Raw genomic sequence first — 23,118 nt, forward strand, 5'->3', positions numbered from 1 at the left:
CACTAAGGGGGGGTAGAAGATGGCTGACACAAAAGAAGTGGCTGTAAGAATAGACGACAAAGGCCGCATTACTTTACCCAGGAGCATGAGAAAGGCCTTAGGAGTAAAAGCGGGCGACACGTTGTTCTTCAAGTATGATCCGCAAAGTAACCAGTTGCGGATAGCCCTGGCAGTGAGTCCTTTTGACGTCTTAGCCGAGGAAGCCGTCAAGGAGTATAAGGAGGGTCGTACCAGAACTATAGAAGAGTACGCCAAAGAAAAAGACATCCGTTTGGACGTCGAATGAACTTTGAACTGCATTTGACAAAGAGCGCTGAAAAAGACCTGACAAAGCTACGGGGGCTGGCCGAAGAAGCCATCAGGGTGTATGTATTTGTAGTTACATTGTATCTACAAAGGTGGCGTTGACATTGGTACGAACCTGCGATTCGATGATCAGGGTGCGAATAAACAGCGAAACAAAGGAGAGGGCCGCACGTGTCCTTGATGGGATGGGGCTTATCCTTTCCGACGCAGTGCGCATGTTTTTAGTCCGCATTGCCGAAGAAGGGCGTTTCCCCTTCGAGATCGAAGTTCCCAAAGCAAAAGAAGAAAAACCAAAGCCAAAGACCCTTGAAGAGATAAAAAGAATCATAAACAGCCACAGGAAAGAGCTTGAAGAAAAGTACAAGGTAAAAAGCATCGCTGTCTTTGGTTCTTATGCCCGCGGCGAGCAGACCGAAGACAGCGACGTTGACATCATGGTCGAGTTTAGCTAGCCCGTAGGTCTCAAGTTCTTCGGCCTTGCCGATTTTCTGGAAGACATCCTGGGTATAAAAGTCGATCTTGCGACCCCTGACGGCATAAAGCCCAACAGGAAAGAGTACGTCATGGAAGATTTGTGCTATGTCTAAAAGGGGACGAACTCAAAAGTGAATTTTATCCTCTGTGATGATAGGTGATATTCGATAAAAAAATACCGAGCGGATACTCTGCCAACAGCCCCGCTCGGTATTTAAAAGTTATTCCTTCCTCAAGAGCTCCACGAAGCTTCTGACGTTTTTGACTTCTTCCAGGTTAAACAAGGCCTCAGCGATCCTGTCGAGTTTTTTGTCGTCTTGGATTGCCTTGAAGCCCAGGGTTTTGAACTTCCAGAGCAACTCTTCCTTAGTGAAGGGGTTTTTGGGATGTCCCTTGGGATAATTTACCTCCAGGTTGAACACACGTCCGTCGTTTAAGTGGATGTCGATCTTAACGGTGTAGCGAAGAGCCCTGGGCAGGTTTTCTATTTCGGGATCGTCGACGACCTCAACTTTTCTTGCGAACTCCAGTATCTTGGGATCTTTGATCTTGTCTTCGGTAAATTGGTCGATAAAGGCGTTCCCCTCCATGAGCGTGACGGCACAAACGTAGGGATGGCTTAACTGCGCCGAGACCACGCTTTTGATGTCATCTACGTCGACGGAGTATTTTCTCGTTATAGATGTGGTATGAACGACAATCTTTTTTATGTCCTCGGGCTTTATGTCGGGATGTTCTGCTTTGAACTTCCTTAAGCCGTCTATGGTCGTGTGCTTGCTTCGACAAGTGGAGTAGAATTTAAGTCCAATGCCCATGAGCTCCCAACGGTCACCCAACTCTCCGCAGGTGCGCTCTTCGTCGTAGACTCTGTCGGTGAAGCAGTGATAAAATCCTCCGAATTCGTTTTCAAAGACGTCTTCTATTCCAGTGAAACCTTCTTTTGCGAGCAAAGCTCCGACGATGGCTCCTTCCGAGGATTTGGAGGGCACTATCCTTTTTGCCATGGAGGCAAACTGTACGGCCTGCAGGCCGCTTGCCCAGTTTCCTGAAATTCCCATGGCGTGTTGCATTTGTTCAGCGTTCAAGCCAAGCAGCCTTCCCACGCCCGCTGTCGAACCGAATACGCAGGTGGTTCCCGTGTTGTTAAATCCCTGATGGGCCAGCTCCATGCCGATGGGTGCGGCCACGCGGCAGGATATTTCGTAGGCTAGGGCGGCGGCGACCAAAAATTCCTTGCCGCTTACGCTTTCAAGCATCTCAGCAAAGGAGGTGACACATCCCAAAACACCTGTGGAAACGTGAATTATTCCGTCGGTATGCGTGTCGTCGAGCTCAAAGGAGTTTATGGCCGAGCCGTTTATCATCATGGCGGCGGTGACGGAAGTTTTATCCCTCGTTCCCCATATGGAGGCTTCCTTTCTGTCCGTCCTGGCCGTCAGGACGTCTTTGTAGATCTTCATCCACGGGGTGGTGGATCCGAATAGTCCGCATCCATAACCGTCAAGCATGACGTTTTTGAGGTGTTCTATCACCTCCGAGGGAATGTCCTCGTATTTCAGGCTGACAGCGAATTCCGATAACCGTCTGCTCATTGTCTGTTTTTCCGACATCTTCTTTTCCCCCTCTATTAATTTAAAAAATATGCCCTAGAACCTTAACAGTTTCATCAAACTTCTTACCGGCGCGTCGGGCGATCCGTGTAACGTATTTTCGATGATCTCCGCCTGTCTTTTCTTTGAAATTACCCCTTCCGTGACGTCGATGAACTTATCTATCAATTCTTCGTCTGTCATTGGATTTTCCGGGTCACCCTTTGGATAATCTACGCGCGATGAATAGATATTGCCTTTTTTATCCTTAATTTGAACGATCATGCTCCTGGGATTCGGATATAGCTTTTGAATTTCAGGATCTATTTCTATGGTGATCTTTTTTGCAATTTCATGCACCTTTGGGTCCTTTATCGCCTCATCCGTGTACTCCTGAAGTCCGGCTTTGCCTCTGACCAGTATTGAGGCGATCCCGTATTGGATGCTCAAGCGTGCGTGCAAGACCGTTTGGTAATCGGGGATATCAGAGCCTTGCTTGGCGTTTTGGTGTGTGAGGATATGGATTTGGTCAATGTCTTCCGGCGTCAAAGGGTGTTCATTTAGGATGTTTAAAGTTGCTTCGTTTGCATAATGGACATATCTGCAGGAGGGGTATGGCTTGAAGTAGATGGACAATATGTCGTATTCGCTGCCCAAGCCCTTCGTTATGGATGAGATGTCGTATCGGTCAGAGAAACAGTGACAGAACCCGAGACGTCCCTCGATTACTCCTTTTGGGCCCGTCAGGCCTTCTTTAGCCAGTAGGGCAGTCAAGATTCCGTTTCTTGCAGCGTTACCGGGGTGTAAGTGCTTCACCAAAGAGCCGTCTATCTCGTATTGATTGATGCCCGATGCCAGGCTTCCGGCAAGCCCCAAGGCGTTGACCGTTTCTTCGACGCTTAAGTTTAATATTTGGCAGCAGGCTGCCGTCGTGCCAAAGTGAGCGACCGTTCCCGTTGGATGAAATCCCTTGAGGTAGTGGTGTGGGTTCATGGATTTTCCTATCCTTATGGAGACTTCGTAGCCCACGGCGATGGCGGTGATCAAATCCCGAGCAGTTTTTCCTTCCGCCTCACATAGGGCGAGGGAGGAAGGTATGATCGAGGATCCGGGATGGTAAGTCGCATGTCTTGAGCCGTCGTCGAGTTCTAGAGCGTGCGCTGCGATGCCGTTTGCGAAGGCAGCCGTTTGAGGAGATCTCATGATGTCCGTTCCAATTATCGTAGCCTTGGGCGGCTCCTCCAGGGACCTTGCGTAGTTTTGGGCTATCTTTCCTGATGTCGAGTGATAGCTTCCGGCTATTACGGCTCCGCAGGTGTCCAAAAGGCATCTTTTAGCCTGGTGGACCACCTCTTTGGGCAAGTTTTCGTAAGTTGCCCTTTGTACGAAATCTGCCAGCCTTTCGGAGACGCTTTTGGTCATCGTCAGTCCTCCCACGGTATCTCCAGGGAAAAGAGGGGAGCGTACTGCTGACAGCCGTAGACATCCGTTTCGGCAGGTCCGCCGCTTGGAATCGGGCGCTGATAATTTGCCTTGATGCCCATGCCCGGATCAAAGAACATGAAGTCTAAGATCTTTTCAGGTTCTACGTTATAGGCCCTGGCTATCGCCTCCCTCGTTATGGCTCCGCTTTTTTTGACCCTTTCGTAAATTTCCCGATCGTCGAATATGATCTCCAGGGTTATCATGAAGCTTCCTGCATTCTTGCTCCTCACGGTTCTGGCCAAATCACAGATATTTTTTGTCTTCATGAACAAAACCTCCCAAAGTGTTCAATGATTTCTTCATAACTTCGACTTTCAATATCCCCCTCTACTGTCATCTTCCACAGGCCTTCGAAGAAGGCGTTGGGGTAGTAGGGGGATAACATGGCTTGCAGCTTTTCCTTTAAGTCTTCGTCGGTAACGGGAAATTCCGGCTCTCCCTTAGCGACGGGGATGTATTTTTCAAAGCTTCGGCCGTCTCTTAAAACTACTTTCATATGGGCACCCCTTTCTTCGGGGTACAGGTCGTTTAATTTTTCATCTTCTATTACATGAACTTTTTCTGCCAAGGAGATGAGCTTCGGATCGCTTAACGTCTCAGGTGTATAGTCTTGTAGCGTGACGTTTCCTCGAGTCAATGCTATTGCTACGGCAAAGGGCAGGCTGAACATGGCCTCTTGCTGGGTCTTTGGCACCTGTATTCGGCCAACTTCCACGATGCCAAGCCTGTAAGTTTTGACTTCGATGTATTCTATATCGGCCGGATCGCAGGATAGCGTTTCCCTGGCCTCCCGTGCCAGGTCTATGGCGGCGTGGCAGTGTCTGCAGGTGGGATAAAGCTTCGTGTAAGTATAGAGGATCTCAAATCGGGTTCCAAGGTCTCCTATTAAGGCTTCGGCCGAGTAATTTGAATCGCACATGGCCTTGAGCCAGCCGTGTTCTCCCTCAAAAAGGGTCCTGGGGGATTTGGCGCCGCGCTTTGCCAAGTCTGCAGCCAGGACGCCGGCTGAGGCAGACTTTCCGGGCTGAAGGGGCTTCACGCCCGGATGGTCGTGGAGCATCTCTTGTAATCCTGCGCTTTGAAGCCCGCCCATCGATATGGCGTAAGCCGTCTTTTCTTCGTCCAAGTTTAAGAGCTTCGCACATGCTGCAGCAGCGCCTAAAGAGCCGCATGTCCCTGTCGAATGGAACCCCTTTTTAAGGTGCGCGGGGTTTATCGCCCTGGCCGTCCGAAGCATCATGTCGTAGCCGATGACGATGGCTAAAAGGATTTCGCCGTAGGAGCTTTTCTCCCTTTCGGCCATGGCCAGCACGGCAGGCATGATTGCCACGGCAGGATGTGATGTTCCCCACCTGTGGCCGTCGTCGAGCTCTATAGCGTGAGCCATTACTCCCATCCCGAGGGCGGCATTTTGGGCGGGCATCTTTCTGCCCACGCAAAGCAGAGTCGACTCAGGCTTGCCTCCCAGCTCCACAAGGTAAGGATTTACCGCCTCGGCCAGCTCTCCCACGTAGAAACCCGCAGCCAGCTCGCTCAAGAAATCCGCCAGCGAACGTTTTGCCTTCTCGATGACTTCGGCTGGAACTTCGTCATACGACAGCGAGGCGTAGTAGCGGGCAAGTTTACAGAGCAACGTATCCATTTCGTCCCTCGGCTTGCTCATCGTTACCTTCCCCTGACAGTTTCAAAGGAGAATCTGAATATCTTGTCGTCCAGCGGATCGTCCAATCGCAGGAGATGGTCTACAGTCCATTTATAGCATTTGTTTTTGGGATAAAGCGGTTCGTCTGTAAGAAGCGCCACCGATCCGCCGGAGGAGTTCATCTGCCCGGGATAGCTCATGTAGAAAAAGCGGAATTTGGCGCACTTTGCCACGGAGGTGGCAAGCTCCTGATCCTTCGATATGGCTTCGATCACTACGGCTAATTCGTGGCTTGTTATCCGCTCTTGCGGTTCGAAATCCTTCATGATGGCGTTTTTGCCGTAAACGTGAAAGAAGAGTTCGTAGTCTCCGTCCCTGTGGGGTCCTATGATCTGAGAGACCTTCTTTCGGGTGTCCACCAATATTTGGTCGATGTTGGCTATGGCCCTCGTGTCCCTGATGCCGACCAGGTGATACACCCTGTAGCCAACTTCGCCGGCTCCCTCCAGCTTTACCTTGTAGGTTCCGTCGGGGGAGGGGACGAATTTGCTCCCGTAAACCCTGGTGATGCGGTCCGTTTCGGCGACGTACTCGGATTCGTGCATGTCCAAGATGCCGCCGGGCACTCCCTGTACGAAGGGGTTCGTCCTCTCGTACATCGAGTGGGCCGCCACGCTGTGGGGCGTTGCCCGCTGTGCCGGATGCATCGGCTCTATCGAAAAGTATTCCTTGGTGACCGTCGCGATGATGGATTCCTTCACCATCTGGGGCCAGCAGACCAGCGATGCGCATTCGGCAGCCTTGCCCATATGCAGGCTGATACCCTTGGGAAAGCCCTTATAGATGGGGTAGGCAGCCAAGACAGCGTCGTCGCAGGCCCTGCCCGCTAAAATTACGTCTGCGCCTTCTTCCAGGGCATGTACGATCTGCTCTATGCCCATGGATGCCGTTACGTTTGTCGTCTCGTTTAAGACTTCTTCGGTGAGTTCGTAGGGAGCTTCGAGAGGTTCGATATCCTTGAGCCTTCTTTGCAGCTCCTCCTTGCTGACCTGAGAGTATATCAAGGCCATTTTAAAGGGCTCCAGCTTGTGTTTTTTGGCAAGCCTTCTGATGATATCCGCATATCTGTCCACTGCGCTGTCTGTGCCCGTAGTGCTGCAGGAGCCTACTATCATGGGGACGTTTCTTTTTCTGCTTTCTACCAGGAGGAGTTCGAGGTCGTGTTCCTCCCATTCGATTGGGTTGTGGGGCATGTCGGCGCCCAAAAAGGTGGGACCTGCATCGGCAGTGCCGGCATCTGCGGCGAAACAATCGATCTGACGTTTCACGCCTTCGTAAAAGGATCCCTCCTCGATTATGTTATCGCCCAAATTTCCCGTTGACACCAATAAAGAAATCTTTTCCAATTCGATCCCTCCGATCGTGATGCCCTTTGCATCATAATAACGGATATACATTTCCATTTCATGATGAGCTTATCACGCTCATATCGTTAAGTCAATATACAAAGTTATACCAGATATATATAGATTTTTTGACGTAACATAGATGCACCTGCAGCATATATTCAGTTGTATTAACGGTTTAGTATGTATTATCCAGCCGTTATTGAAAGGGATTTTGAGCCTATATACATGGTGGGGTTCCTGTATTCCATGCAAAGATCAATTAAAAAATTGTCATATCCTTCATGCAAAATCATCATTGAAAATCAGGTTATTCTGCTATTGACAAAAAAAATATTAGTGCTATTTTTAGCTTAGTCAATGGAAATAGATATCCAATATTGCGTTCTCTAAAAACATTCTAGGTCTTGCCTTTCGTTCGCCATAGAGACAGGGGTGCATTGATATGGGAGGAACTATTGTCGAAAAGATAATTTCCAGTCATGTCGGCGAGGAGGTGAAGGCGGGGGATTTCTGCGTGGTAACCGTGGACATGCTGATGTGCCATGATGCTACCGGCCCCCTTACCATAAAGGCTTTTAATGAATTTGAAAGAGAAAACGTCTGGGATCCTCAAAGGATTACCTTTGTGTTGGACCACGCTGCCCCGAGCCCTAACGAGAGAGTAAGCGGTCTTCACGACATGTTGAGAAGCTTCGCGAAGGAGCAGGGAATAAGGTTCTTCGACGTCGGCGAAGGCATCTGCCATCAACTTATGTTGGAGAAGGGGTTGGTCTTGCCTGGCGACATCGCCCTTGGTACTGACTCTCATACGTGCACCTACGGAGCCGTGGGCGCCCTTTCTTTCGGCATAGGTTCAACCGATGCGAGCGGAGTTCTCCTTACGGGCAAGTTGTGGCTCAAGGTGCCCTATACAATGAAGATAATTGTTTCAAACAGCTTCAAGCCGGGCGTATATCCCAAAGACCTCATGCTCAATGTCATCGGAATCCTTAAGGCAGACGGTGCCGATTATCTTTGCTTGGAATTTTCAGGCAGCTGCATCGATGAGATGTCCATGGGGGGCAGGATGACGCTTTGCAATATGGCGATCGAAGCCGGTGCAAAGGGAGGAATAGTCCCACCGGATGAAAAGACGCTTGAATGGGTTCGCCGCCGTTCATCTCGCTCATTTACCCCTCAGATAAGCGACAAAGATGCATATTTCATCGATGTCCTCCATATAGATGCAGCAAGTCTTGAACCTCAGGTTGCCTTTCCCCATGCAGTCGATAACGTTCATCCCGTCAGTGAAGCAACAGGAATTCCTATTCAACAGGTCTTTTTGGGGACATGCACTAACGGTCGCCTTGAAGATCTAAGGGAAGCAGCTTCAATCTTGAGCGGGCGCCGCGTCCATGATGATGTAAGGTTGCTCGTATGTCCCGCCTCCAGGCAAACCTTACTTGAAGCTATCGAGGAAGGAATTATTTCCACCTTGCTCGAGGCAGGAGCTACGGTAATCCCACCCGGTTGCGGTCCCTGCCCGGGAACCCATTTGGGAGTGCCTGGAGATGGCGAGAACGTGATATCCACAGCAAACAGAAACTTCAAAGGTCGAATGGGAAATAATAAATCTAACATATATCTGGCTTCTCCTGCGACATGTGCTGCTTCCGCCGTTGAGGGAAAGATAGCCGATCCGCGAAAGTACTTATCTTGAGCTTTAAGGAAAGGTGATGCGAGATGAACGGCTTTTTGTTAAAGGGTCGAGCTCATAAATTTGGCGATGATATCAACACCGACTACATCATAGCCGGTAAATATACAAAGACATTAAACCTAAATGACCTGGCGTTGCACCTGTTCGAGGACATTGACCCAAACTTTTCTAAGAAGATGAAAGGGGGAGACCTTGTCGTAGCCGGAAAAAACTTCGGATGCGGCTCCTCAAGGGAGCAGGCTCCAATCGCGATCAAGGAGTCTGGGATAGCTGCCGTGTTGGCCCACTCCTTTGCCAGGATATTTTTTAGAAACGCCATCAATATCGGACTTCCTGCCTTGGTGTGCAATACGGATGAAATAGATGACGGGGACGAGCTTGAGGTCGACCTGGAAAATGGATTGGTCTTAAACATCACTAAAGATAAAAAAATTCCAATGGAACCGATGCCCGACATAATGAAGCACATTTTAAGAGAAGGAGGGTTGGTGCCCTATTTAAAAAAATATGGGGATTTCGTAAGGGAATAAAAACTCTATGTCGCTCCCTACGGAATGTCCAGCTTTTAGAAGATGTTTTAAGCAACTAAGATTAAAAGGAGGGAGAAAGTTGAAAAAGAAGGGATATTGGCTCGTTTTCCTCGTCTTAACATTATGTCTTCTGACTTCTCCGGCGATGGCACAAAAACATTATCTGAACATGGGAAGCACGTCATCTACCTCGGGAGTATATGCCTGGTGCGTCGCAACGGCAAACGTGATCAACAAGTCGCAAAACGACATTCAGGTGACGGTCATAGAAAGCGGCGCTGCACTGGACAACTTACGAAAGATCAAAGCAGGGGTGTTCGATTTCGCACTGTGCGTTGATCTGCCTTCTGCCTTTCAAATGGTAAGGGGAATGGACACTTTTCAAAAGGAAAAGTGGGAAGATGTCAGGTGGCTTTTTACACGCAACATCACTGCTGACCGTTTGTACGTTCGAAAGGACTCTGGTGTCACTACCTTTAAAGAATTGAAGGGCAAAAAATTCTGTCCCGGAATCCCTGGTTCCGCTTCGGCCGATTATATTTTTAAATTTAACGATCTGCTGAAAGCAGACATAAAGCTCATGCCTGCCGCTATCGGCGATGCAGTTGACGCCATGAAAAATGGCGCTATAATCGGGCTTTCAAAGACTTCGCCTTTGGACAGTTTGGATGCAGCCATGATCGAAGTTAATTTGACCCTCCCCATAACGGTGATCGGTTATAGCGAAGACGATGTCGCAAAGATTAGAGAGCGTTACCCCTACATGATTTTCCTGGAGACGCCCAAAGGTAAGATTAAACAGTTACCTGAAGTTGGACCCATCATGGAAGAATGTGCCATAGTAGGTGCTGTTGCTTCTGCGAGGTTGCCCGAGGAGCTCGGATATAAAATCGTGAAGGCCTACGTCGAAAACTTGGAAGAAGTGGCATCCGCCTATCCGGCTATTAAGGGTTGGGATCCAGTGGCCGATTTCTTCAAAAACGTTCCTCCAGGCGGTGAAATTTACGCCCATGCTGGTCTGATACGTTACGCTCAAGAAAGGGGAATTGAAGTGCCTGAGAGGTTTATACCCCCCGAATATAAAAAGTAGGTCGGCTGTTTGGTAGGAATCCGACAGCCGACGTCAGTAAATGTTTCTGCGTTAGCTGTCGGAAACGGGCTTTTGAATGAAAAGGAGGATTAATATTTTGCCATGGCCAAGGACATGAAGACCTCCATAATCTTTTGGTTGGCCGTTATACTCTCTGCAGTGCAGCTCACAGTCCCAGTATTTTTCCATTTGCTCGATTTGCAGCTCAGGGCAATTCACGTAGGCCTGGGCATATCGCTTGCTGCGCTTGTATTTCCTTTCTCAAAAAAATATCAAGCCAATAAACTCACATCTATAGATATCTTGGCACTAATTATCATTATTGCTGCAAATATCAATATATACCTTAAAACGCTTAACATATACATGTATCCCGGAAGTGCCGGGATGTTGGATTTACTGCTTGGCATTGGCCTCGCAATTGTCATCTTGGATACTACGAGAAGGGCTGTGGGTTGGGCTATCCCAATAATAGTGATTGGTCTGATATTTTATGCGATGTTCGGTGACCTGTTTCCCGGGATGTGGAAATTAAGGGGTTTATCCTGGGATTTTGTCGTAAATTCGATATATTATTCTCCATTGGGGATATACGGCAGCATCACAGCCATGTCAGCCACTTTTATTTCCCTATTTATCATATTCGGATCGCTGCTGTCTGCCGGTGGAGGAGGAAAGACGTTTATAGATATAGCCTTTGCATTGACAGGTCGATGGAGGGGAGGCCCTGCCAAAGCTGCCATAGTGGCCAGCGCGCTTTTTGGCAGCATATCGGGTAGTGCCGTGGCCAACGTTGCCGTGACGGGAAATTACACCATCCCCATGATGAAAAAACTGGGTTACCCCAAAGATTTTGCCGGCGCAGTAGAAGCGATAGCCTCTACTGGCGGAGGAATCACGCCTCCTATAATGAGCATAGCCGCCTTCATGATGGCAGAATTTCTGAGCATATCCTACTTAAAAATCATAGGGTACGCCCTGATCCCTTGTATTCTTTACTATACCAGCATTTATGCCGGCGTTCATTTTATGACCTTGCGGCTGGGATTGGTGCCCATGCCCGAGGAAGAGATACCTAAGTGGAGGGATGTCTTGACATTTCAACGCCTTGCCTGCCTCATAATACCTATGGTTGTATTGCTTGGGTTGATTGCCATCGGTAGGCCTCTTCTCACTGCCGGCTTTTATACTTGCTTGACCACGATAGTCTTAATGCTCATAACCGACATTCCCAAGAAGGGCTTTAAGGAAACCTTTAAGAACCTGCTTTTGGCCCTGGAAGATGGCGGGACCAGCCTTGCCAGGATAATTCCGATCCTGGTCTCGGTAAGCATACTTGTGAACATGGTCGGCATAACAGGCATCGCCCCAAAGATCAGCGGGCTGATTATGGACGTTGGCGGCAACAACTTCATCATAGCTTTGATGATAGCCACTGTCATACCCTTTTTGCTTGGGACGTCGCTTCCCGTTGTGCCCACGTACGTGCTTTCGCTTTCCATATTGGCACCGCCTTTGCTTCGTTTGGGAGCAGATCCGGTTGCGCTGCATCTTTTCTTCATCTATTGGTCCTTGTTAGGAGGAGTAACCCCGCCAACGTGCACCCAGGCTATCGTAGCTGCCGGCATCTCTCAGGGAGATTGGTTTAAGACAGGGATTAACGCCGTGAAATTGGGAATAGTGGCTTTTATAATGCCCTTCTTTTTTGTGTGGAACCCCGCCTTTGTCGGGCGTGGTGATCCTGTGGATGTGGCGGTCTGTGCTGTAACGGGATTTTTGGGAGCCATATTTATGGGATATGGGTTTTTTGGCCACATGAATAGCAAAGTCAACTTCATTTTTAGGATAGTGTTCTTCCTTGGCGGAGTTTTGTTGCTATTTCCTAATCATCTTTATTCGGCAGTAGGGCTAGCCGTAGCTATCGCCATGTTGATAGCTCAAAAGGCTGTAACCAAAAAAATCAAACTGGAGGAGTTGTCGCTATGAAGAAATCTACATTACTTAAAAATATGATTGCTGAAAGAAAAGCCCTCGTTTGTCCGGGCGCTCACGACGTAATTTCCGCCAAACTCATAGAGCGCGCAGGCTTTAAGGCATGCCAGGTCAGCGGCTTCGGCCTTTCGGCTTCATATCTTGGGCTTCCGGATATGGCCTTTTTATCCTTCTCCGAGGCGTTGAACTTTTCCAAAAACATAATAGATGCAGTAGAAATACCCGTAATGGTGGATGCCGATACGGGCTTTGGGAATGCCATTAACGCAATGAGAGTTACCGAGGAATTCATAAAGATCGGGGCAGCGGGGATGAACATCGAGGACCAAGTATTCCCAAAGCGTTGCGGGCACCTTGAAGGAAAGCAAATAATCCCGATGGAGGAAATGGTGCTCAAGATAAAGGCTTGCATAGAGGTCAAAAAGAAATTAGACCCGGATTTCGTCATTAACGCAAGGACCGATGCCATAGCCGTGAGCGGTGTGGATGAAGCAATAAGACGGGGCAATGCCTATGCCGATGCCGGAGCGGATTTGATATTCATCGAGGCTCCGCGCACCAAGGAAGACATAAAGAGATTAACCAGGGAAATTCAGGCGCCCATAAGCATTAATCTGTTCGATGCCGTAAGCGGTGGCAAGACTCCTCTTATAAGCATTGACGAGCTTCGCGAGATGGGAGTAGCTCGCATAAGCATCCCCGTAGGCCCTCTGTTTGCTGCCATAAGGGGCATGATCAATTACCTTGACGTGATAAAAGATGGCATCGCCGAAGGAAGGGACGACCTGGTGGTTCCCTTTGCAGAGTTTAAAGAACTGATAGGATTTAACAAATATCGAGATCTTGAAAAAAAGTATTTGCCGGAGTTCATTTCTTAAAAGCATGCCAACAATTCGGTAGATGAATATAATATAATAAAATCGGAGAGCTATTAAATTTTTAGTACCTCTCCGATTTATTATATGCATCATCTTAATTGCAGGAAAAATATCCAATCTTGGTTTAAAATACTTTTATCTTTGATTGCAAGATCTAACAACTGTCAAAGCTATGAGTTTTTGCAGCTGGGATACCAGGAGGTTATGGTAGTGAAGATTCCAATGGTAAACAATGTGGAGGAATACCCTCCAACGGTAGTTGAGATACTTAGAAGCCTATATTTCTCCGAAGATCCGCTTACGTCCGTTGAATTGAAAGATCAATTGGCTAGGCGTGGCTTTAGCATCGATGACAGGACTGTTCGTTATCACCTTTCCAATTTGGAAAAAGACGGCTTCATTACCCGTTTTGGAAGAAAGGGGGTGCTGCTTACTCCCGAGGGCAGCGAAGAGGCAAGGGCTTTGTTCGTCTTTGACAGGATAGGCCTGTCTTCTATGGAAACCGAGATACTCATAACGAAAAGTGACCTCGATTTATGTTCTAACAAGGGAAAAGCAATCGTAAACATAACTGCTGTGCAGGAAGAGCGTTTCGATGAAGCTGTGTCCATTTTAAAGGAAGTATCAAATTCCAACATTATAGTTTCTCCATTGGTTGCGTTTTTGGAGGGAGGTCAGCGAATATGGAATTACAGGGTACCGGAAGGCCATAGGGCAATTCTTTGTCTTTCTTCCGCCAACTACGATGTTGTCTTGAGGCGATGTGGTGTGCATGTAGAAACGGTCGCTACAGGTCTTTTTAGGATACAGGATCATAAGTATAAGGGTTTTGCCGATATCATTTCCCATTCGGGGACCACGCTTAGCCCCGGCGAGCTTCTCGTCAGAGGTGGTTTTACCGACGTAATGTCTGCGGTGCGCACCGGAAGAGGATATGTTACCGCTGCGATTAAGACGTTTCCGTCCTTTATGTACGAAACAGTTGTTGAGGCCATCAAAAATTGTAAGAACGACAACATTAGCGGCCTTTTTGAGTTGGGCTATCTGATGCCTCAGAAATACCAAATGAGCATTAAGGATCGTACTCGCGGGTATATGCTTGTCTTTGGTGGTGCCAATTACTTTGCGCCTCTGGTCGAATGGGGAATTACTAGTGCCCTCTCCATAGCATCGGGGCTATTTAATATACAGGATATGCATGTTCCTCAAGCGAAAATCCAATAAAAATGGTGGGCGACACAGGTTTCGAACCTGTGACCTCTTCCGTGTGAGGGAAGCGCTCTCCCGCTGAGCTAGTCGCCCACCGCGGTTTTGATTATAAACTACCATCCTGTGTTATGGCAAGCGAAACTTACCGGAACGTAGGATGAACCTCAAAAGAACGATTACCTAAGAATTAAGGCCAAATGCCGCGGATGCGCATGGCCTGGTATATCCTTATTCCCCAGTCCTTCTTTGAACCCATTTGAAATAGCTGACGGTTACGCCGACGGAGTTTGCCAGCACGTCTGGGATAATGAGGATTCCTTTGTCGATGAGCACCTTTTCAGCCTCAGGAGTTACGGGACCGATGGCCAGCTCTAATGTGATATTTGCCTTTACGTCGTGGGCGTTCGAATTATTGATTGTCCCTTCAAAGGCAGCAGGTCGGCGATCCATGTCATTATTAGGGAATTTATTGCCTAGTTATATCGTCCGGATGATATGGCAATGATATATATCACCTCTGTGATCAAAAATCAAGCATTAAGCTTAAGAAATTTTTGGGTTAATATTTTTCATGGGAAAGGGGCAAATATAATGTTAAGATTCAAAAAAAGTTCGATTACAGAGGTCACGGAAGTTTATAACTTCAACACCAGAAGGGTCCTAATTGCTGATAGAAGCATGAGAAAAGCCCCGAAAACTTTAAACAAGTTTAGCTCAAGTTTCGGGGCTGTCTTCTGACGAACCAAGCTTTAATTATTTATGGTGTAAATTACACCGGCATTCCGTTTACGTAAGTCTTTAGCACCTTTATGTCCTTCAGGCGCACGGGGTCTGCCTTAAAGGGATCTTCGCTTACGACAATGAAGTCGGCAAAGCCTCCTTCCTTCAAGGCGCCTATGTACGGGTCTTGCATGACGGTTCCCGCGGCCTTCGTGTAGCAATAGATGGCTTCTTTTATGCTCAAGGCTTCGGTTGGGGTTGCCTGGGCAAGCGGGATATCCTCGAATTTGCCTCTGGTTACCGCAGCGTACACGGTCTGCCACGGGTTAACGTCCTCTACAGGGGCGTCGGTGCCGAAGGCCATGGGAATTCCTGATTCTAAGATGCTTTTAAAGGGATGTATGAAGCTTGCCCTTTCCGGGCCCAGCCTTTCGATTGCCCAGCGGTCGGAGATCACGAAATGGGGCTGTACCGAGGCATACAGGCCAAGCTCTTTCAGGCGCTTGATCTGATCGGGCCTTAAGACAGAAAGATGTTCGATCCGATGGCCGCGGTTGTAGACCTTGGAATCGTTAAATGCGTCAAGGATCATATCTATGGTGGCATCTCCGATCCCGTGGATCGCCAGCTGCAGGCCCGCGCCGTCAGCCCGCGCTATGAGCGTTGCAAGCTCACTTTTGCCGATGTTTGGAAATCCCTGCTGGTCAGGCTTGTCCAAGTAAGGCGCGGTAAGCCATGCCGTACGAGCTCCCAGTGAACCGTCTGCCAATATCTTTATGCCCTGCACCTTAAGCATTTCGTCGCCAAAACCCCTTTTTATGCCGAGATTTACGAGGGCCTGAAGGATTTCGTTGTCCTCATACATCCTTTCTCCCGTCTGACATCTCCTGCCCGGTTCCAGGTATACCCTGATCTTGGTGGCAATTTCCCCGTTTCGCCACAGGGACATCAATGCCGACAACGCCCTTTCGTCGCAGCTTACGAAGCCAAGGCACGTCAATCCGAGGTTTGAAGCATGCCTTAAGGCGTCTTTGATCATCTTTTTTAAGTCTTCGAGCGATAAGCTTTGTTTAAAGACGTCTCTTGCACGCTGAAAGTCTCCTTCCACAACTATGCCACTGGGAGAGGGGATCCCTGAAATCTCCAGCGCCTTTGAGTTTAAGACACCTGCATGAAGACATGCCCTTGATATCATGACGGGCCTTTTATCCTCAATGGCGTCCAAGTCATCCTTGGTGGGCCACCTTTTTTCGATGAAAAGCTCCTGGTCCCAGCCGTGGCCGAGAATCCACGATGTGGTCACCTTTGAGGCGAAATTTTGAAGCTTTTCCTGAAGCTCGCTTACGCTCCTGGTGCCCCTTAAATCCAGGGAATTAAGGTACATTCCCAGCTCATCGATGTGCAAATGCGAATCAACAAAGCCAGGCAGTACGCATTTGCCATTGAAATCTACGACCTCACCGCCCAAGGACTTTGCTTTTTCGGCAATGTCCTTGCTTGATCCAAATGAAATGATTTTGCCGTGGGCGACGAGGAAGGCCTCAAAGAAATGATCCTCCCCGACGTCGCCAAAGCCGTTGCAATTGATAAATCCCGTGACGCGACTCGTCATTTTGTCAACCTCCAATGTATTTTTTTGCCTGAATCATATCCTTTATTTTACAGCACCATGATGGAGGATTACCCATACATTTGTCCATTTTTCTGTACGGAGGAAGCTTGACAAGGAATAGTGGAGTGGTAGAATACAATTAACGTTCGATATTCTGGTACTACGTTCAATGATATTGAACACTGAGGTGATCTGAGTGAAGAAAACTACCCTTTTGAAAAAACTGATAAATGATCCCGAGATCCTGGTGATGCCCGGTGCTTACGACGTCTTGTCGGCGCGCCTGATAGAGGCTGCCGGTTTCAAGGCAGTGCAGTGCTCTGGCTTTGGCTTTGCAGCTTCGCTTCTGGGGTTGCCCGACATCGGCATTTTAAGCAGCACGCAGATGCTTGAAATTACGCGCAGCATTTGTCACGCCGTCGATATCCCCGTCATGGCCGACGGTGGTAACGGCTTTGGAAACGCCGTGAATACCTACTACACGGTCCGGGAGTTTGAGGCCGCAGGTGCTGCAGGCATCAACCTGGAAGATCAGATTAGCCCTAAAAGGTGTGGCCACATCACGGGAAAGCAGTGCATCTCCGCCGAGGAGATGGTCCTAAAGATAAAGGCGGCAAGGGAGGCTGCCAGGGACCCCGACTTTGTGATAAACGCCCGCACCGATGCTTACATGGTCTACGGGGAGGAGGAGGCCATCCGTCGAGGCAACATGTATGCTAAAGCAGGCGCTGACCTCATCTTCGTCGAGGCCGTAACCTCCGTGGAGGGAATCAAGCGAGTGATAAAGGGCATCGATGCTCCCGTCTCAATAAATCTCCTTCAGGGCGGAAGGACGCCACTAGTTACCATCCAGGAGCTTCAGGAATGGGGGGCTGCCAGGGTCAGCATACCCGTCACTTCCATAATGGCTGCTGCGTGGGGAGTCAAGCAGGCATTGGAATACATAAAAGAAAAGGGCACAATAAAGGACCTGCCGGGCGTGATAGGTTTCGAAGAATTTGAGAGCCTTGTAAAGCTGGATAAGATCAGGGACTTGGAGTCGCGCTACCTCACTGAAGAAGAGATCGCGCTGAGGTACCAGGGCCGTGAGGGTTTGGAAAGGGCAAAGAAGGAGCTTCACTAAAGCTAAATAATTTAGGGAGTGCAGAGCAGATGGCTGAAAGGGAACAGGGCACATCGATTCGACGGGCTTTAAAGGTGCTTTCCGCTTTTTCCTTGGAGGAGCCCTTTCTTGGAGTGAGCGAAATCGCAAAGAAACTAGGGCTACCGAAAAGCTCGGTTCACTGGCTGCTTCAAGTCCTCCAGGATGAAGGTTATGTGTGTCAGGACCCGAAGACCGGCAAATATCGTCTCAGCGTGAAGCTCTTTCACCTTGGAACGATCGCTGCTAACACGATGAATATTAGTTACGTTGCCCGTCCCGTAATGGAGCGGCTGCGCAACGCTACGGGGGAGACCGTAAACCTTTACGTTTTAGACGGCTTTGATCGTGTCTGTATTGAGCAGGCTGAAGGCATTCACCTGGTAAGACAGGTGGTCCGCCTTGGCCAGAAGATCCCTTCATATTGCGGAGCTGCCGGGAAGGTGTTGATTGCCTGGCAACCTGAGGATTTCATCGAAAGGTTGATCTCCCATACACGACTTAAACCTTTGACCAAAAACACGATCTCTGATGCAGGCCTCTTTAAAGAGGAGCTTGCCAAAATAAGAAGGCAGGGATATGCAGTAAGTTTCGGCGAGAGAGATGTCGAGGTGGCAGCAGTTGCTGCACCCGTCTTTGACGAAGAAGGAAAGATCCTTGCCTCCTTAAGCGCCAGCGGCCCCGTCTCCCGCTTTGAAATAACTCCACAGGTGGTAGAGGCGATTATAAACGCAGCAGGCGAAATTTCCTATCAAATGGGTTATTTAAAAGACCTGGAAGCCGTAACGTCGGGAGGAAAAATTAAGGTATCGTAAAGGGCAAAAAATTTTATGCAAATATATCTTAATATGAAAAAAGGAGGACAAATCCGTGAGACCAAAGGCAGCCAAGCCGGTCGTCGTTAGGGGAAAGAAACTTGGAGGAGACAAGCCACTGATTTGCTTTCCCCTTGTGGGAAAGACTCCCGAGGCAGCTTTAGAGGAGGCCAAGAAGGCGATTGCGGGCTCTCCCGACGTTATCGAGCTCAGGGTTGATGCCTGGGACTTCATAACAGACAAACAAACTTCCATGAAAGTCCTTGGCGAGATACGAAAATTGACCGACATACCCTTGCTTTTGACGTGCAGGAGCCACCTTGAGGGCGGATTTCAGGAAGTATCGGCGGAAACGAGAAACGCCCTCTATAAAGGTGCGATAGAAGAGAAACTGGTTGACCTCGTCGACATCGAGCTAATAAGCGGCTACGAAGAAATCAGGAATTTAAAACAAATTGCCTCACCCCGTGGCGTTTATGTAGTTGTCTCATTTCATGATTTCAAGAAAACCCCTCCTAAAGAAGTCATCTTTGCGACCATAGCCAAGGAGATCGCCTTTGGCGGAGACGTCGCCAAGGTCGCCGTAATGCCCCAGTCCATGGAAGACGTCTTGGCCCTGATGTCAGCGACGCTGATGGCCAGGCGGGAGTTTCCCGATATTCCCTTGATAACCATGTCCATGGGTGCGCTTGGTTCCATCACGAGGATTGCAGGCTGGCTTTTCGGTTCGGATCTCACCTTTGCGGTGGGCGTAGCATCATCTGCCCCTGGCCAGATACCGGCAGACGAGCTGAGGGAAGTTTATAAGCTGCTTTATTCCCTTTACCTGAACGAGTAAAGGACAAGAGGGCAAGAATAAGGCGTGTTAGATTTAAATAATGATGTTTTGTCACCGTAAATTGTGAGTCTGCCTAAAGATTCACCCCTCTTTTTCGGAGTAGTCATGGACTACATATGACTAAAAAGCACCAATCCATTTCCTAGAAAAAATTGATTACGCTCCTCGCTCTCTATAAATATAACCATTATGTATTAAAATCTTTACTAGAAAATCTTTATCAAACCATAAGCCTTTTGGCAAGTTTATAGATGTTAAACTAACAGGGGGGTTTAGGATGTTTTATCCAAACGCGGATACTAAATATGTTGTAATTTACGGCAACCCGTTAAAGCAGACTTTGTCGCCCCTGCTTCACAATACTGTATTTGAGTCGAAAAAGATGAACAACTTGTATTACCCACTTGAGATACAGAGCTTCGATGATCTGTCAAAGGCATTGAAGACCATGCACGTGTTTAACGTAATAGGCGCCAACGTCACCATGCCCTACAAGGAAAAGGTCATAGAGCTTCTGGACGGCTTGGACAAAAGCGCCGAGCAGTGCGGGGCGGTCAACACCGTCGTCACTACCGAAAAGGGATTGATCGGTTACAACACCGATGGCATGGGATTTCTCAATTCCTTCATGGAGGAGTTCAACGTAAGCCCCGAAGGAAAGACCCTTCTTTTGATAGGCGCAGGAGGAGCTGCCAAGGCCGTCGTATTTGCCTTTCTAAACGCAGGAGTTTCAAAGGTGATCGTCTACAACAACAGCCAAACCAGGGCCATGTCGCTGCTAGAAAGGGTAGAGAAGTTCTTTCCCGGAAAATGCGAGTGGAGGCCACTGAACAATAAGCCGGTGCCCCCTGAGGGCATCGCCGAGGCAGATATCATCATCAACGCCACGAAGGTTGGCATGAAAGGCGAAGCGGAAGGTCAGTCGCTGGTATTGCCGGACAGCTTCCGTCCGGGACAGTTCGTCTGCGACGTCGTCTATAACCCGCCCGAGACCAAGCTGCTGGCCGACGCAAAAAGGGCAGGCTGCAAGACCTTAAGCGGAGACGGCATGCTCGTTTATCAGGCGGCTGCTGCCTTTAAGCTGTGGTTCGGTAAGGGTTCTGACGTCAAACTGATGAAAAGTGCCCTTGAAAGTTACTTTAAATGCTTTTGAAAGCAATTTATACATCGTATTGGATGGCAACACGTATTTATGTCTGACGAAGTGCTTAGAGGCTACGTCGGCGAAATGCAGGACTTCATTGAATGCGTAGCTTACGGCAGGCGTCCGCTTTGCGGCTTCGACCTGGCATATGAAACCGTAAAGGTCATTTACGCAGCATACAGATCAGCAGAGGAGGGGAAGGCGATAGAGATTGCATAGATGAATAAATCGTATGCCCTTAATATCAGGCTTTTTCTCAAGTTTGCCCACGACTTTGGCGGGGTAAAGTTAGCTCTAACCGGCACAAAAGCCGTAGAATATATCAGACATAATCAGTCCGTCTCGGCTTGGTTGCTTCACGATATGGGTTATACCAAGAGGTCGCCTGAAGAATTTGGAATACCTAGGCCCTAGATATAGCGCTTTTTAGCCGCCGCTTGCAACGTTAAGCGGCGGCTTGTTTTTTATAGCTTCCAACTTGTGGTATAAACATAAACATAAAAAGGAGGTGAGGAGTATGTCCGCGTCTCAAGGCGGTGCAAAGGAAGTGACGTTGGGAGCCCTTTTTGCCGCCATCGTGGCCGTTGCCACCATGATACACATACCGGTACCCGGCTACAGGGTTTATTTCAACCTTGGTGAAGGCGTTATCTATTGCATCGCCCTATTGATGGGTCCTAAGTACGGTGCTATTTGCGGCGGCATTGGTGGTGCCATGGCGGATGTCGTGCTGGGATATCCCCTTTGGGCCCCCTTCACCTTCGTGATAAAGGGGGCAGAGGGGTTGCTTGCGGGAAGATTTAGACAGAAAAGAAAGCAGGCAGTGTTGATAGGGGCATGCGTGATGGTGGCCGGCTACACACTGGCAGCCGGATTGCTTTATGGCTGGAAGGTGGCCCCTATCGAGCTTTTAACCGACCTTGCTCAAGCAGGCGTGGGAGCCGCAATAGCCCTGGTGGCACTGCCCTACATAGAACGGCCAGTAAGGAGGTTCATAGGCAAATAGCCCTCGCAGTTATGCATGACAAAGCTTGTTTGAGGCCGTGATTATCTTGACACCCGAATTTAATATGTGCTAAAAAATCTTCATAATAAGTCATTATCTCATCATTTAAAAGGAGGTTAAACATGCGTGTTAAGTTGGCAATGCCTCATACTTACGTGCTTTTATTTTTGATCGTTATCATAGTGGCCATAGGCACCTACTTTGTGCCTGCGGGACAGTTCGACAGATACAAGGACGAAGCTACAGGTCGTACTCTTGTAGATCCTCAAAGCTTTCACTACGTCGAGCAATCGCCCGTTGGCGTTTTGGACGTCTTTGCCTCCGTGCCAAAGGGCATGGTGGAGGCAGCCGAGGTCATATTTTTCATCTTCGTGGTGGGCGGAGCCTTCACGATAATCCAGGCGACGGGGGCCATCGATGCGGGGATATCCAAGGTCGTCTTGATGCTGAGGAGCAAGGAAAAGCTGCTCATCCCCACCACGATGTTCGTCTTTTCCCTCGGAGGGTTGTCCTTTGGCATGTCCGAGGAGACGATAGTCTTTATCCCCATGGGAGTGGCTCTGGCAAGGGCCGTCGGGTTTGACCCCATAGTTGGTACTGCCATGATATCCACCGGGGCTGCCGTGGGTTTTGCCGGAGGAGTCCTTAATCCCTTTACGGTGGGGGTGGCTCAAAGCATATCCGAGCTTCCGCTTTTTTCCGGGATAGGATTTAGGACCGTAGGTTACATTCTTATCTTCATCGTGGCCTGCTATTACGTGATGCGTTATGCCTCCAAGGTTAAGCAAGACCCGAAAAACAGCTTGGTTTGGGACTTAATGGCCGAAGAAGAAGGCGAGCAAGGAAAAAGCGAGGATGTCAAACTGACCACCTCTCACAAACTGGTGCTGTTAGTCATGGGTTTGCTTTTTGCCTTCATGATATATGGGGTAATGGCCAAAGGTTACTACATCATGGAACTTGCCTCGATATTTCTGGCCATGGGCGTAATTAGCGGGCTTATAGGCGGCCTTTCTCCCAACGCCATAGCCAGGCTGTTCGTGAAGGGTTCGGAGAGCATCGCCTTTGGAGCCCTTGTTGTGGGCGTCGCCAGGGCAATTCTGGTGGTGATGACCGATGGACAGATCATCGACACCGTCATTTACTACCTGGCCAATGCAGTCTATCATCTGCCCAAGTCTCTTACCGCTGCCGGCATGTTTTGGGTTCAGGCTGCGATTGACTTCTTCATTCCTTCGGGGAGCGGACAGGCCATGGCGACGATGCCGATAATGTCTCCTCTGGCTGACCTCATAGGCGTCACCAGACAAACTGCCGTGTTGGCATACCAATATGGCGACGGATTTACAAACCAGCTGTTCCCAACCTCAGGTGTGCTTATGGCCACCTTGGGCATGGCAAAGATTCCCTATGAAAGATGGCTTAAGTTCATATGGCCGATAATGGTCTTCTGGTTCATCGTCGGTACCGGCATGGTGATCGTGGGATCGATGATAGGATACGGGCCGTTTTAGCGACGGGCCTATAACATAAAGGCGA

General features: G+C 48.9%; 23 protein-coding genes and 1 tRNA gene. 16 read left to right on the plus strand and 8 right to left on the minus strand.

The window, feature by feature from the left end; all coding sequences use genetic code 11:
- Nucleotides 1-19 precede the first annotated feature (19 nt).
- A complete protein-coding gene (locus tag BUQ78_RS09085; RefSeq protein WP_014807149.1) occupies nucleotides 20-286 on the plus strand; it encodes an AbrB/MazE/SpoVT family DNA-binding domain-containing protein in 267 nt (88 codons plus the stop codon).
- A gap of 118 nt (nucleotides 287-404) precedes the next feature.
- A complete protein-coding gene (locus BUQ78_RS09090; protein WP_318259603.1) occupies nucleotides 405-758 on the plus strand; it encodes a type II toxin-antitoxin system RelB/DinJ family antitoxin in 354 nt (117 codons plus the stop codon).
- Nucleotides 759-1,001: 243 nt separating this feature from the next.
- Here the strand turns inward: BUQ78_RS09090 and BUQ78_RS09095 are convergent, their stop codons facing one another.
- From BUQ78_RS09095 to BUQ78_RS09115, 5 genes are read right to left on the minus strand one after another with little or no spacing between them, the layout of a single operon-like run.
- Nucleotides 1,002-2,390: an MmgE/PrpD family protein gene (locus BUQ78_RS09095; protein WP_074199988.1), complete on the minus strand. Its 1,389-nt coding sequence runs from the start codon at nucleotides 2,388-2,390 to the stop codon at nucleotides 1,002-1,004.
- Between the two features lie 36 nt (nucleotides 2,391-2,426).
- Nucleotides 2,427-3,791, minus strand: a complete 1,365-nt coding sequence (locus BUQ78_RS09100) for an MmgE/PrpD family protein (protein WP_074199989.1) — start codon at nucleotides 3,789-3,791, stop codon at nucleotides 2,427-2,429.
- Nucleotides 3,792-3,793: 2 nt separating this feature from the next.
- Nucleotides 3,794-4,120 (minus strand): DUF4387 domain-containing protein, encoded by a 327-nt coding sequence (locus tag BUQ78_RS09105; RefSeq protein WP_014807144.1) that lies wholly within the window; start codon nucleotides 4,118-4,120, stop codon nucleotides 3,794-3,796.
- Entirely contained in the window at nucleotides 4,117-5,517 is a 1,401-nt protein-coding gene (locus BUQ78_RS09110; protein WP_074199990.1) for an MmgE/PrpD family protein, read from the minus strand. The genes BUQ78_RS09105 and BUQ78_RS09110 overlap by 4 nt, the downstream gene beginning before the upstream one ends.
- Nucleotides 5,518-5,519: 2 nt before the next feature.
- The gene (locus BUQ78_RS09115) at nucleotides 5,520-6,902 is read right to left on the minus strand and encodes an acyclic terpene utilization AtuA family protein (RefSeq protein WP_074199991.1); all 1,383 of its coding nucleotides are present in this window, start codon (nucleotides 6,900-6,902) and stop codon (nucleotides 5,520-5,522) included.
- A 445-nt stretch (nucleotides 6,903-7,347) separates the two neighbouring features.
- On the opposite strand from BUQ78_RS09115, the gene BUQ78_RS09120 reads away from it, so the two are divergent.
- From BUQ78_RS09120 to BUQ78_RS09145, 6 genes are all read left to right on the plus strand, one after another.
- Nucleotides 7,348-8,604 carry a 3-isopropylmalate dehydratase large subunit gene (locus BUQ78_RS09120; protein ID WP_074199992.1) on the plus strand — a complete coding sequence of 419 codons (1,257 nt, stop codon included), beginning with the start codon at nucleotides 7,348-7,350 and terminating at the stop codon, nucleotides 8,602-8,604.
- A 23-nt stretch (nucleotides 8,605-8,627) separates the two neighbouring features.
- Nucleotides 8,628-9,134 carry a 3-isopropylmalate dehydratase small subunit gene (locus BUQ78_RS09125; RefSeq protein WP_074199993.1) on the plus strand — a complete coding sequence of 169 codons (507 nt, stop codon included), beginning with the start codon at nucleotides 8,628-8,630 and terminating at the stop codon, nucleotides 9,132-9,134.
- 79 nt (nucleotides 9,135-9,213) lie between these two features.
- The gene (locus tag BUQ78_RS09130; RefSeq protein ID WP_074199994.1) at nucleotides 9,214-10,224 is read left to right on the plus strand and encodes a TAXI family TRAP transporter solute-binding subunit; all 1,011 of its coding nucleotides are present in this window, start codon (nucleotides 9,214-9,216) and stop codon (nucleotides 10,222-10,224) included.
- 102 nt (nucleotides 10,225-10,326) lie between these two features.
- Nucleotides 10,327-12,210 (plus strand): TRAP transporter permease, encoded by a 1,884-nt coding sequence (locus tag BUQ78_RS09135; protein WP_074199995.1) that lies wholly within the window; start codon nucleotides 10,327-10,329, stop codon nucleotides 12,208-12,210.
- Nucleotides 12,207-13,094 carry an isocitrate lyase/PEP mutase family protein gene (locus BUQ78_RS09140; RefSeq protein WP_074199996.1) on the plus strand — a complete coding sequence of 296 codons (888 nt, stop codon included), beginning with the start codon at nucleotides 12,207-12,209 and terminating at the stop codon, nucleotides 13,092-13,094. Before BUQ78_RS09135 ends, BUQ78_RS09140 begins: the two co-directional genes overlap by 4 nt.
- A 204-nt stretch (nucleotides 13,095-13,298) precedes the next feature.
- Nucleotides 13,299-14,318 carry a DUF128 domain-containing protein gene (locus tag BUQ78_RS09145; RefSeq protein ID WP_318259604.1) on the plus strand — a complete coding sequence of 340 codons (1,020 nt, stop codon included), beginning with the start codon at nucleotides 13,299-13,301 and terminating at the stop codon, nucleotides 14,316-14,318.
- Nucleotides 14,319-14,321: 3 nt separating this feature from the next.
- Here the strand turns inward: BUQ78_RS09145 and BUQ78_RS09150 are convergent.
- The 3 genes from BUQ78_RS09150 to BUQ78_RS09165 all read right to left on the minus strand — a co-directional run bounded on the left by BUQ78_RS09150 (nucleotide 14,322) and on the right by BUQ78_RS09165 (nucleotide 16,635).
- Nucleotides 14,322-14,396 (minus strand) — tRNA-Val (locus tag BUQ78_RS09150).
- 135 nt (nucleotides 14,397-14,531) lie between these two features.
- Nucleotides 14,532-14,753, minus strand: coding sequence for a Rossmann-fold NAD(P)-binding domain-containing protein (locus tag BUQ78_RS09155; RefSeq protein ID WP_084532324.1), 222 nt, complete (start codon nucleotides 14,751-14,753; stop codon nucleotides 14,532-14,534).
- Between the two features lie 319 nt (nucleotides 14,754-15,072).
- A complete protein-coding gene (locus BUQ78_RS09165) occupies nucleotides 15,073-16,635 on the minus strand; it encodes an amidohydrolase (RefSeq protein WP_074199999.1) in 1,563 nt (520 codons plus the stop codon).
- A 196-nt stretch (nucleotides 16,636-16,831) separates the two neighbouring features.
- Between BUQ78_RS09165 and BUQ78_RS09170 the strand changes: the two genes are divergently transcribed.
- The 8 genes from BUQ78_RS09170 to BUQ78_RS09205 all read left to right on the plus strand — a co-directional run bounded on the left by BUQ78_RS09170 (nucleotide 16,832) and on the right by BUQ78_RS09205 (nucleotide 23,093).
- Nucleotides 16,832-17,758, plus strand: a complete 927-nt coding sequence (locus BUQ78_RS09170; protein WP_074200000.1) for an isocitrate lyase/PEP mutase family protein — start codon at nucleotides 16,832-16,834, stop codon at nucleotides 17,756-17,758.
- Between the two features lie 29 nt (nucleotides 17,759-17,787).
- Nucleotides 17,788-18,591 carry an IclR family transcriptional regulator gene (locus BUQ78_RS09175; protein WP_074200001.1) on the plus strand — a complete coding sequence of 268 codons (804 nt, stop codon included), beginning with the start codon at nucleotides 17,788-17,790 and terminating at the stop codon, nucleotides 18,589-18,591.
- Nucleotides 18,592-18,646: 55 nt separating this feature from the next.
- Nucleotides 18,647-19,429, plus strand: a complete 783-nt coding sequence (aroD, locus tag BUQ78_RS09180) for a type I 3-dehydroquinate dehydratase (RefSeq protein ID WP_074200002.1) — start codon at nucleotides 18,647-18,649, stop codon at nucleotides 19,427-19,429.
- Between the two features lie 277 nt (nucleotides 19,430-19,706).
- Entirely contained in the window at nucleotides 19,707-20,582 is an 876-nt protein-coding gene (gene aroE, locus BUQ78_RS09185) for a shikimate dehydrogenase (RefSeq protein ID WP_074200003.1), read from the plus strand.
- A 39-nt stretch (nucleotides 20,583-20,621) separates the two neighbouring features.
- Nucleotides 20,622-20,792 (plus strand): Gfo/Idh/MocA family oxidoreductase, encoded by a 171-nt coding sequence (locus BUQ78_RS09190; RefSeq protein ID WP_200779707.1) that lies wholly within the window; start codon nucleotides 20,622-20,624, stop codon nucleotides 20,790-20,792.
- Complete coding sequence (locus BUQ78_RS09195; protein ID WP_074200004.1) at nucleotides 20,793-20,987, plus strand: hypothetical protein; 195 nt, start codon at nucleotides 20,793-20,795, stop codon at nucleotides 20,985-20,987. It abuts the gene before it with no gap.
- A gap of 103 nt (nucleotides 20,988-21,090) precedes the next feature.
- A complete protein-coding gene (locus BUQ78_RS09200; RefSeq protein ID WP_074200005.1) occupies nucleotides 21,091-21,579 on the plus strand; it encodes an ECF transporter S component in 489 nt (162 codons plus the stop codon).
- Nucleotides 21,580-21,701: 122 nt separating this feature from the next.
- On the plus strand, nucleotides 21,702-23,093 hold the full coding sequence (locus tag BUQ78_RS09205) for a YfcC family protein (protein WP_074200006.1): 1,392 nt from the start codon (nucleotides 21,702-21,704) through the stop codon (nucleotides 23,091-23,093).
- Nucleotides 23,094-23,118: the final 25 nt, after the last annotated feature.

The organism is Acetomicrobium flavidum, assembly GCF_900129645.1.
Lineage (GTDB): Bacteria > Synergistota > Synergistia > Synergistales > Acetomicrobiaceae > Acetomicrobium > Acetomicrobium flavidum.

Excerpts from the sequence above, each read along its gene's own strand:
- BUQ78_RS09105 (WP_014807144.1), bottom strand. The coding sequence starts at position 4,120 with ATGAAGACAAAAAATATCTGTGATTTGGCCAGAACCGTGAGGAGCAAG.
- BUQ78_RS09140 (WP_074199996.1), top strand. The coding sequence starts at position 12,207 with ATGAAGAAATCTACATTACTTAAAAATATGATTGCTGAAAGAAAAGCC.
- BUQ78_RS09100 (WP_074199989.1), bottom strand. The coding sequence starts at position 3,791 with ATGACCAAAAGCGTCTCCGAAAGGCTGGCAGATTTCGTACAAAGGGCA.
- BUQ78_RS09095 (WP_074199988.1), bottom strand. The coding sequence starts at position 2,390 with ATGTCGGAAAAACAGACAATGAGCAGACGGTTATCGGAATTCGCTGTC.
- BUQ78_RS09135 (WP_074199995.1), top strand. The coding sequence starts at position 10,327 with ATGGCCAAGGACATGAAGACCTCCATAATCTTTTGGTTGGCCGTTATA.
- BUQ78_RS09085 (WP_014807149.1), top strand. The coding sequence starts at position 20 with ATGGCTGACACAAAAGAAGTGGCTGTAAGAATAGACGACAAAGGCCGC.
- BUQ78_RS09145 (WP_318259604.1), top strand. The coding sequence starts at position 13,299 with ATGGTAGTGAAGATTCCAATGGTAAACAATGTGGAGGAATACCCTCCA.
- BUQ78_RS09175 (WP_074200001.1), top strand. The coding sequence starts at position 17,788 with ATGGCTGAAAGGGAACAGGGCACATCGATTCGACGGGCTTTAAAGGTG.
- BUQ78_RS09195 (WP_074200004.1), top strand. The coding sequence starts at position 20,793 with ATGAATAAATCGTATGCCCTTAATATCAGGCTTTTTCTCAAGTTTGCC.
- BUQ78_RS09190 (WP_200779707.1), top strand. The coding sequence starts at position 20,622 with ATGTCTGACGAAGTGCTTAGAGGCTACGTCGGCGAAATGCAGGACTTC.
- BUQ78_RS09155 (WP_084532324.1), bottom strand. The coding sequence starts at position 14,753 with ATGGATCGCCGACCTGCTGCCTTTGAAGGGACAATCAATAATTCGAAC.
- BUQ78_RS09205 (WP_074200006.1), top strand. The coding sequence starts at position 21,702 with ATGCGTGTTAAGTTGGCAATGCCTCATACTTACGTGCTTTTATTTTTG.
- BUQ78_RS09125 (WP_074199993.1), top strand. The coding sequence starts at position 8,628 with ATGAACGGCTTTTTGTTAAAGGGTCGAGCTCATAAATTTGGCGATGAT.
- BUQ78_RS09165 (WP_074199999.1), bottom strand. The coding sequence starts at position 16,635 with ATGACGAGTCGCGTCACGGGATTTATCAATTGCAACGGCTTTGGCGAC.
- aroE (WP_074200003.1), top strand. The coding sequence starts at position 19,707 with ATGTTTTATCCAAACGCGGATACTAAATATGTTGTAATTTACGGCAAC.
- BUQ78_RS09120 (WP_074199992.1), top strand. The coding sequence starts at position 7,348 with ATGGGAGGAACTATTGTCGAAAAGATAATTTCCAGTCATGTCGGCGAG.
- BUQ78_RS09200 (WP_074200005.1), top strand. The coding sequence starts at position 21,091 with ATGTCCGCGTCTCAAGGCGGTGCAAAGGAAGTGACGTTGGGAGCCCTT.
- BUQ78_RS09110 (WP_074199990.1), bottom strand. The coding sequence starts at position 5,517 with ATGAGCAAGCCGAGGGACGAAATGGATACGTTGCTCTGTAAACTTGCC.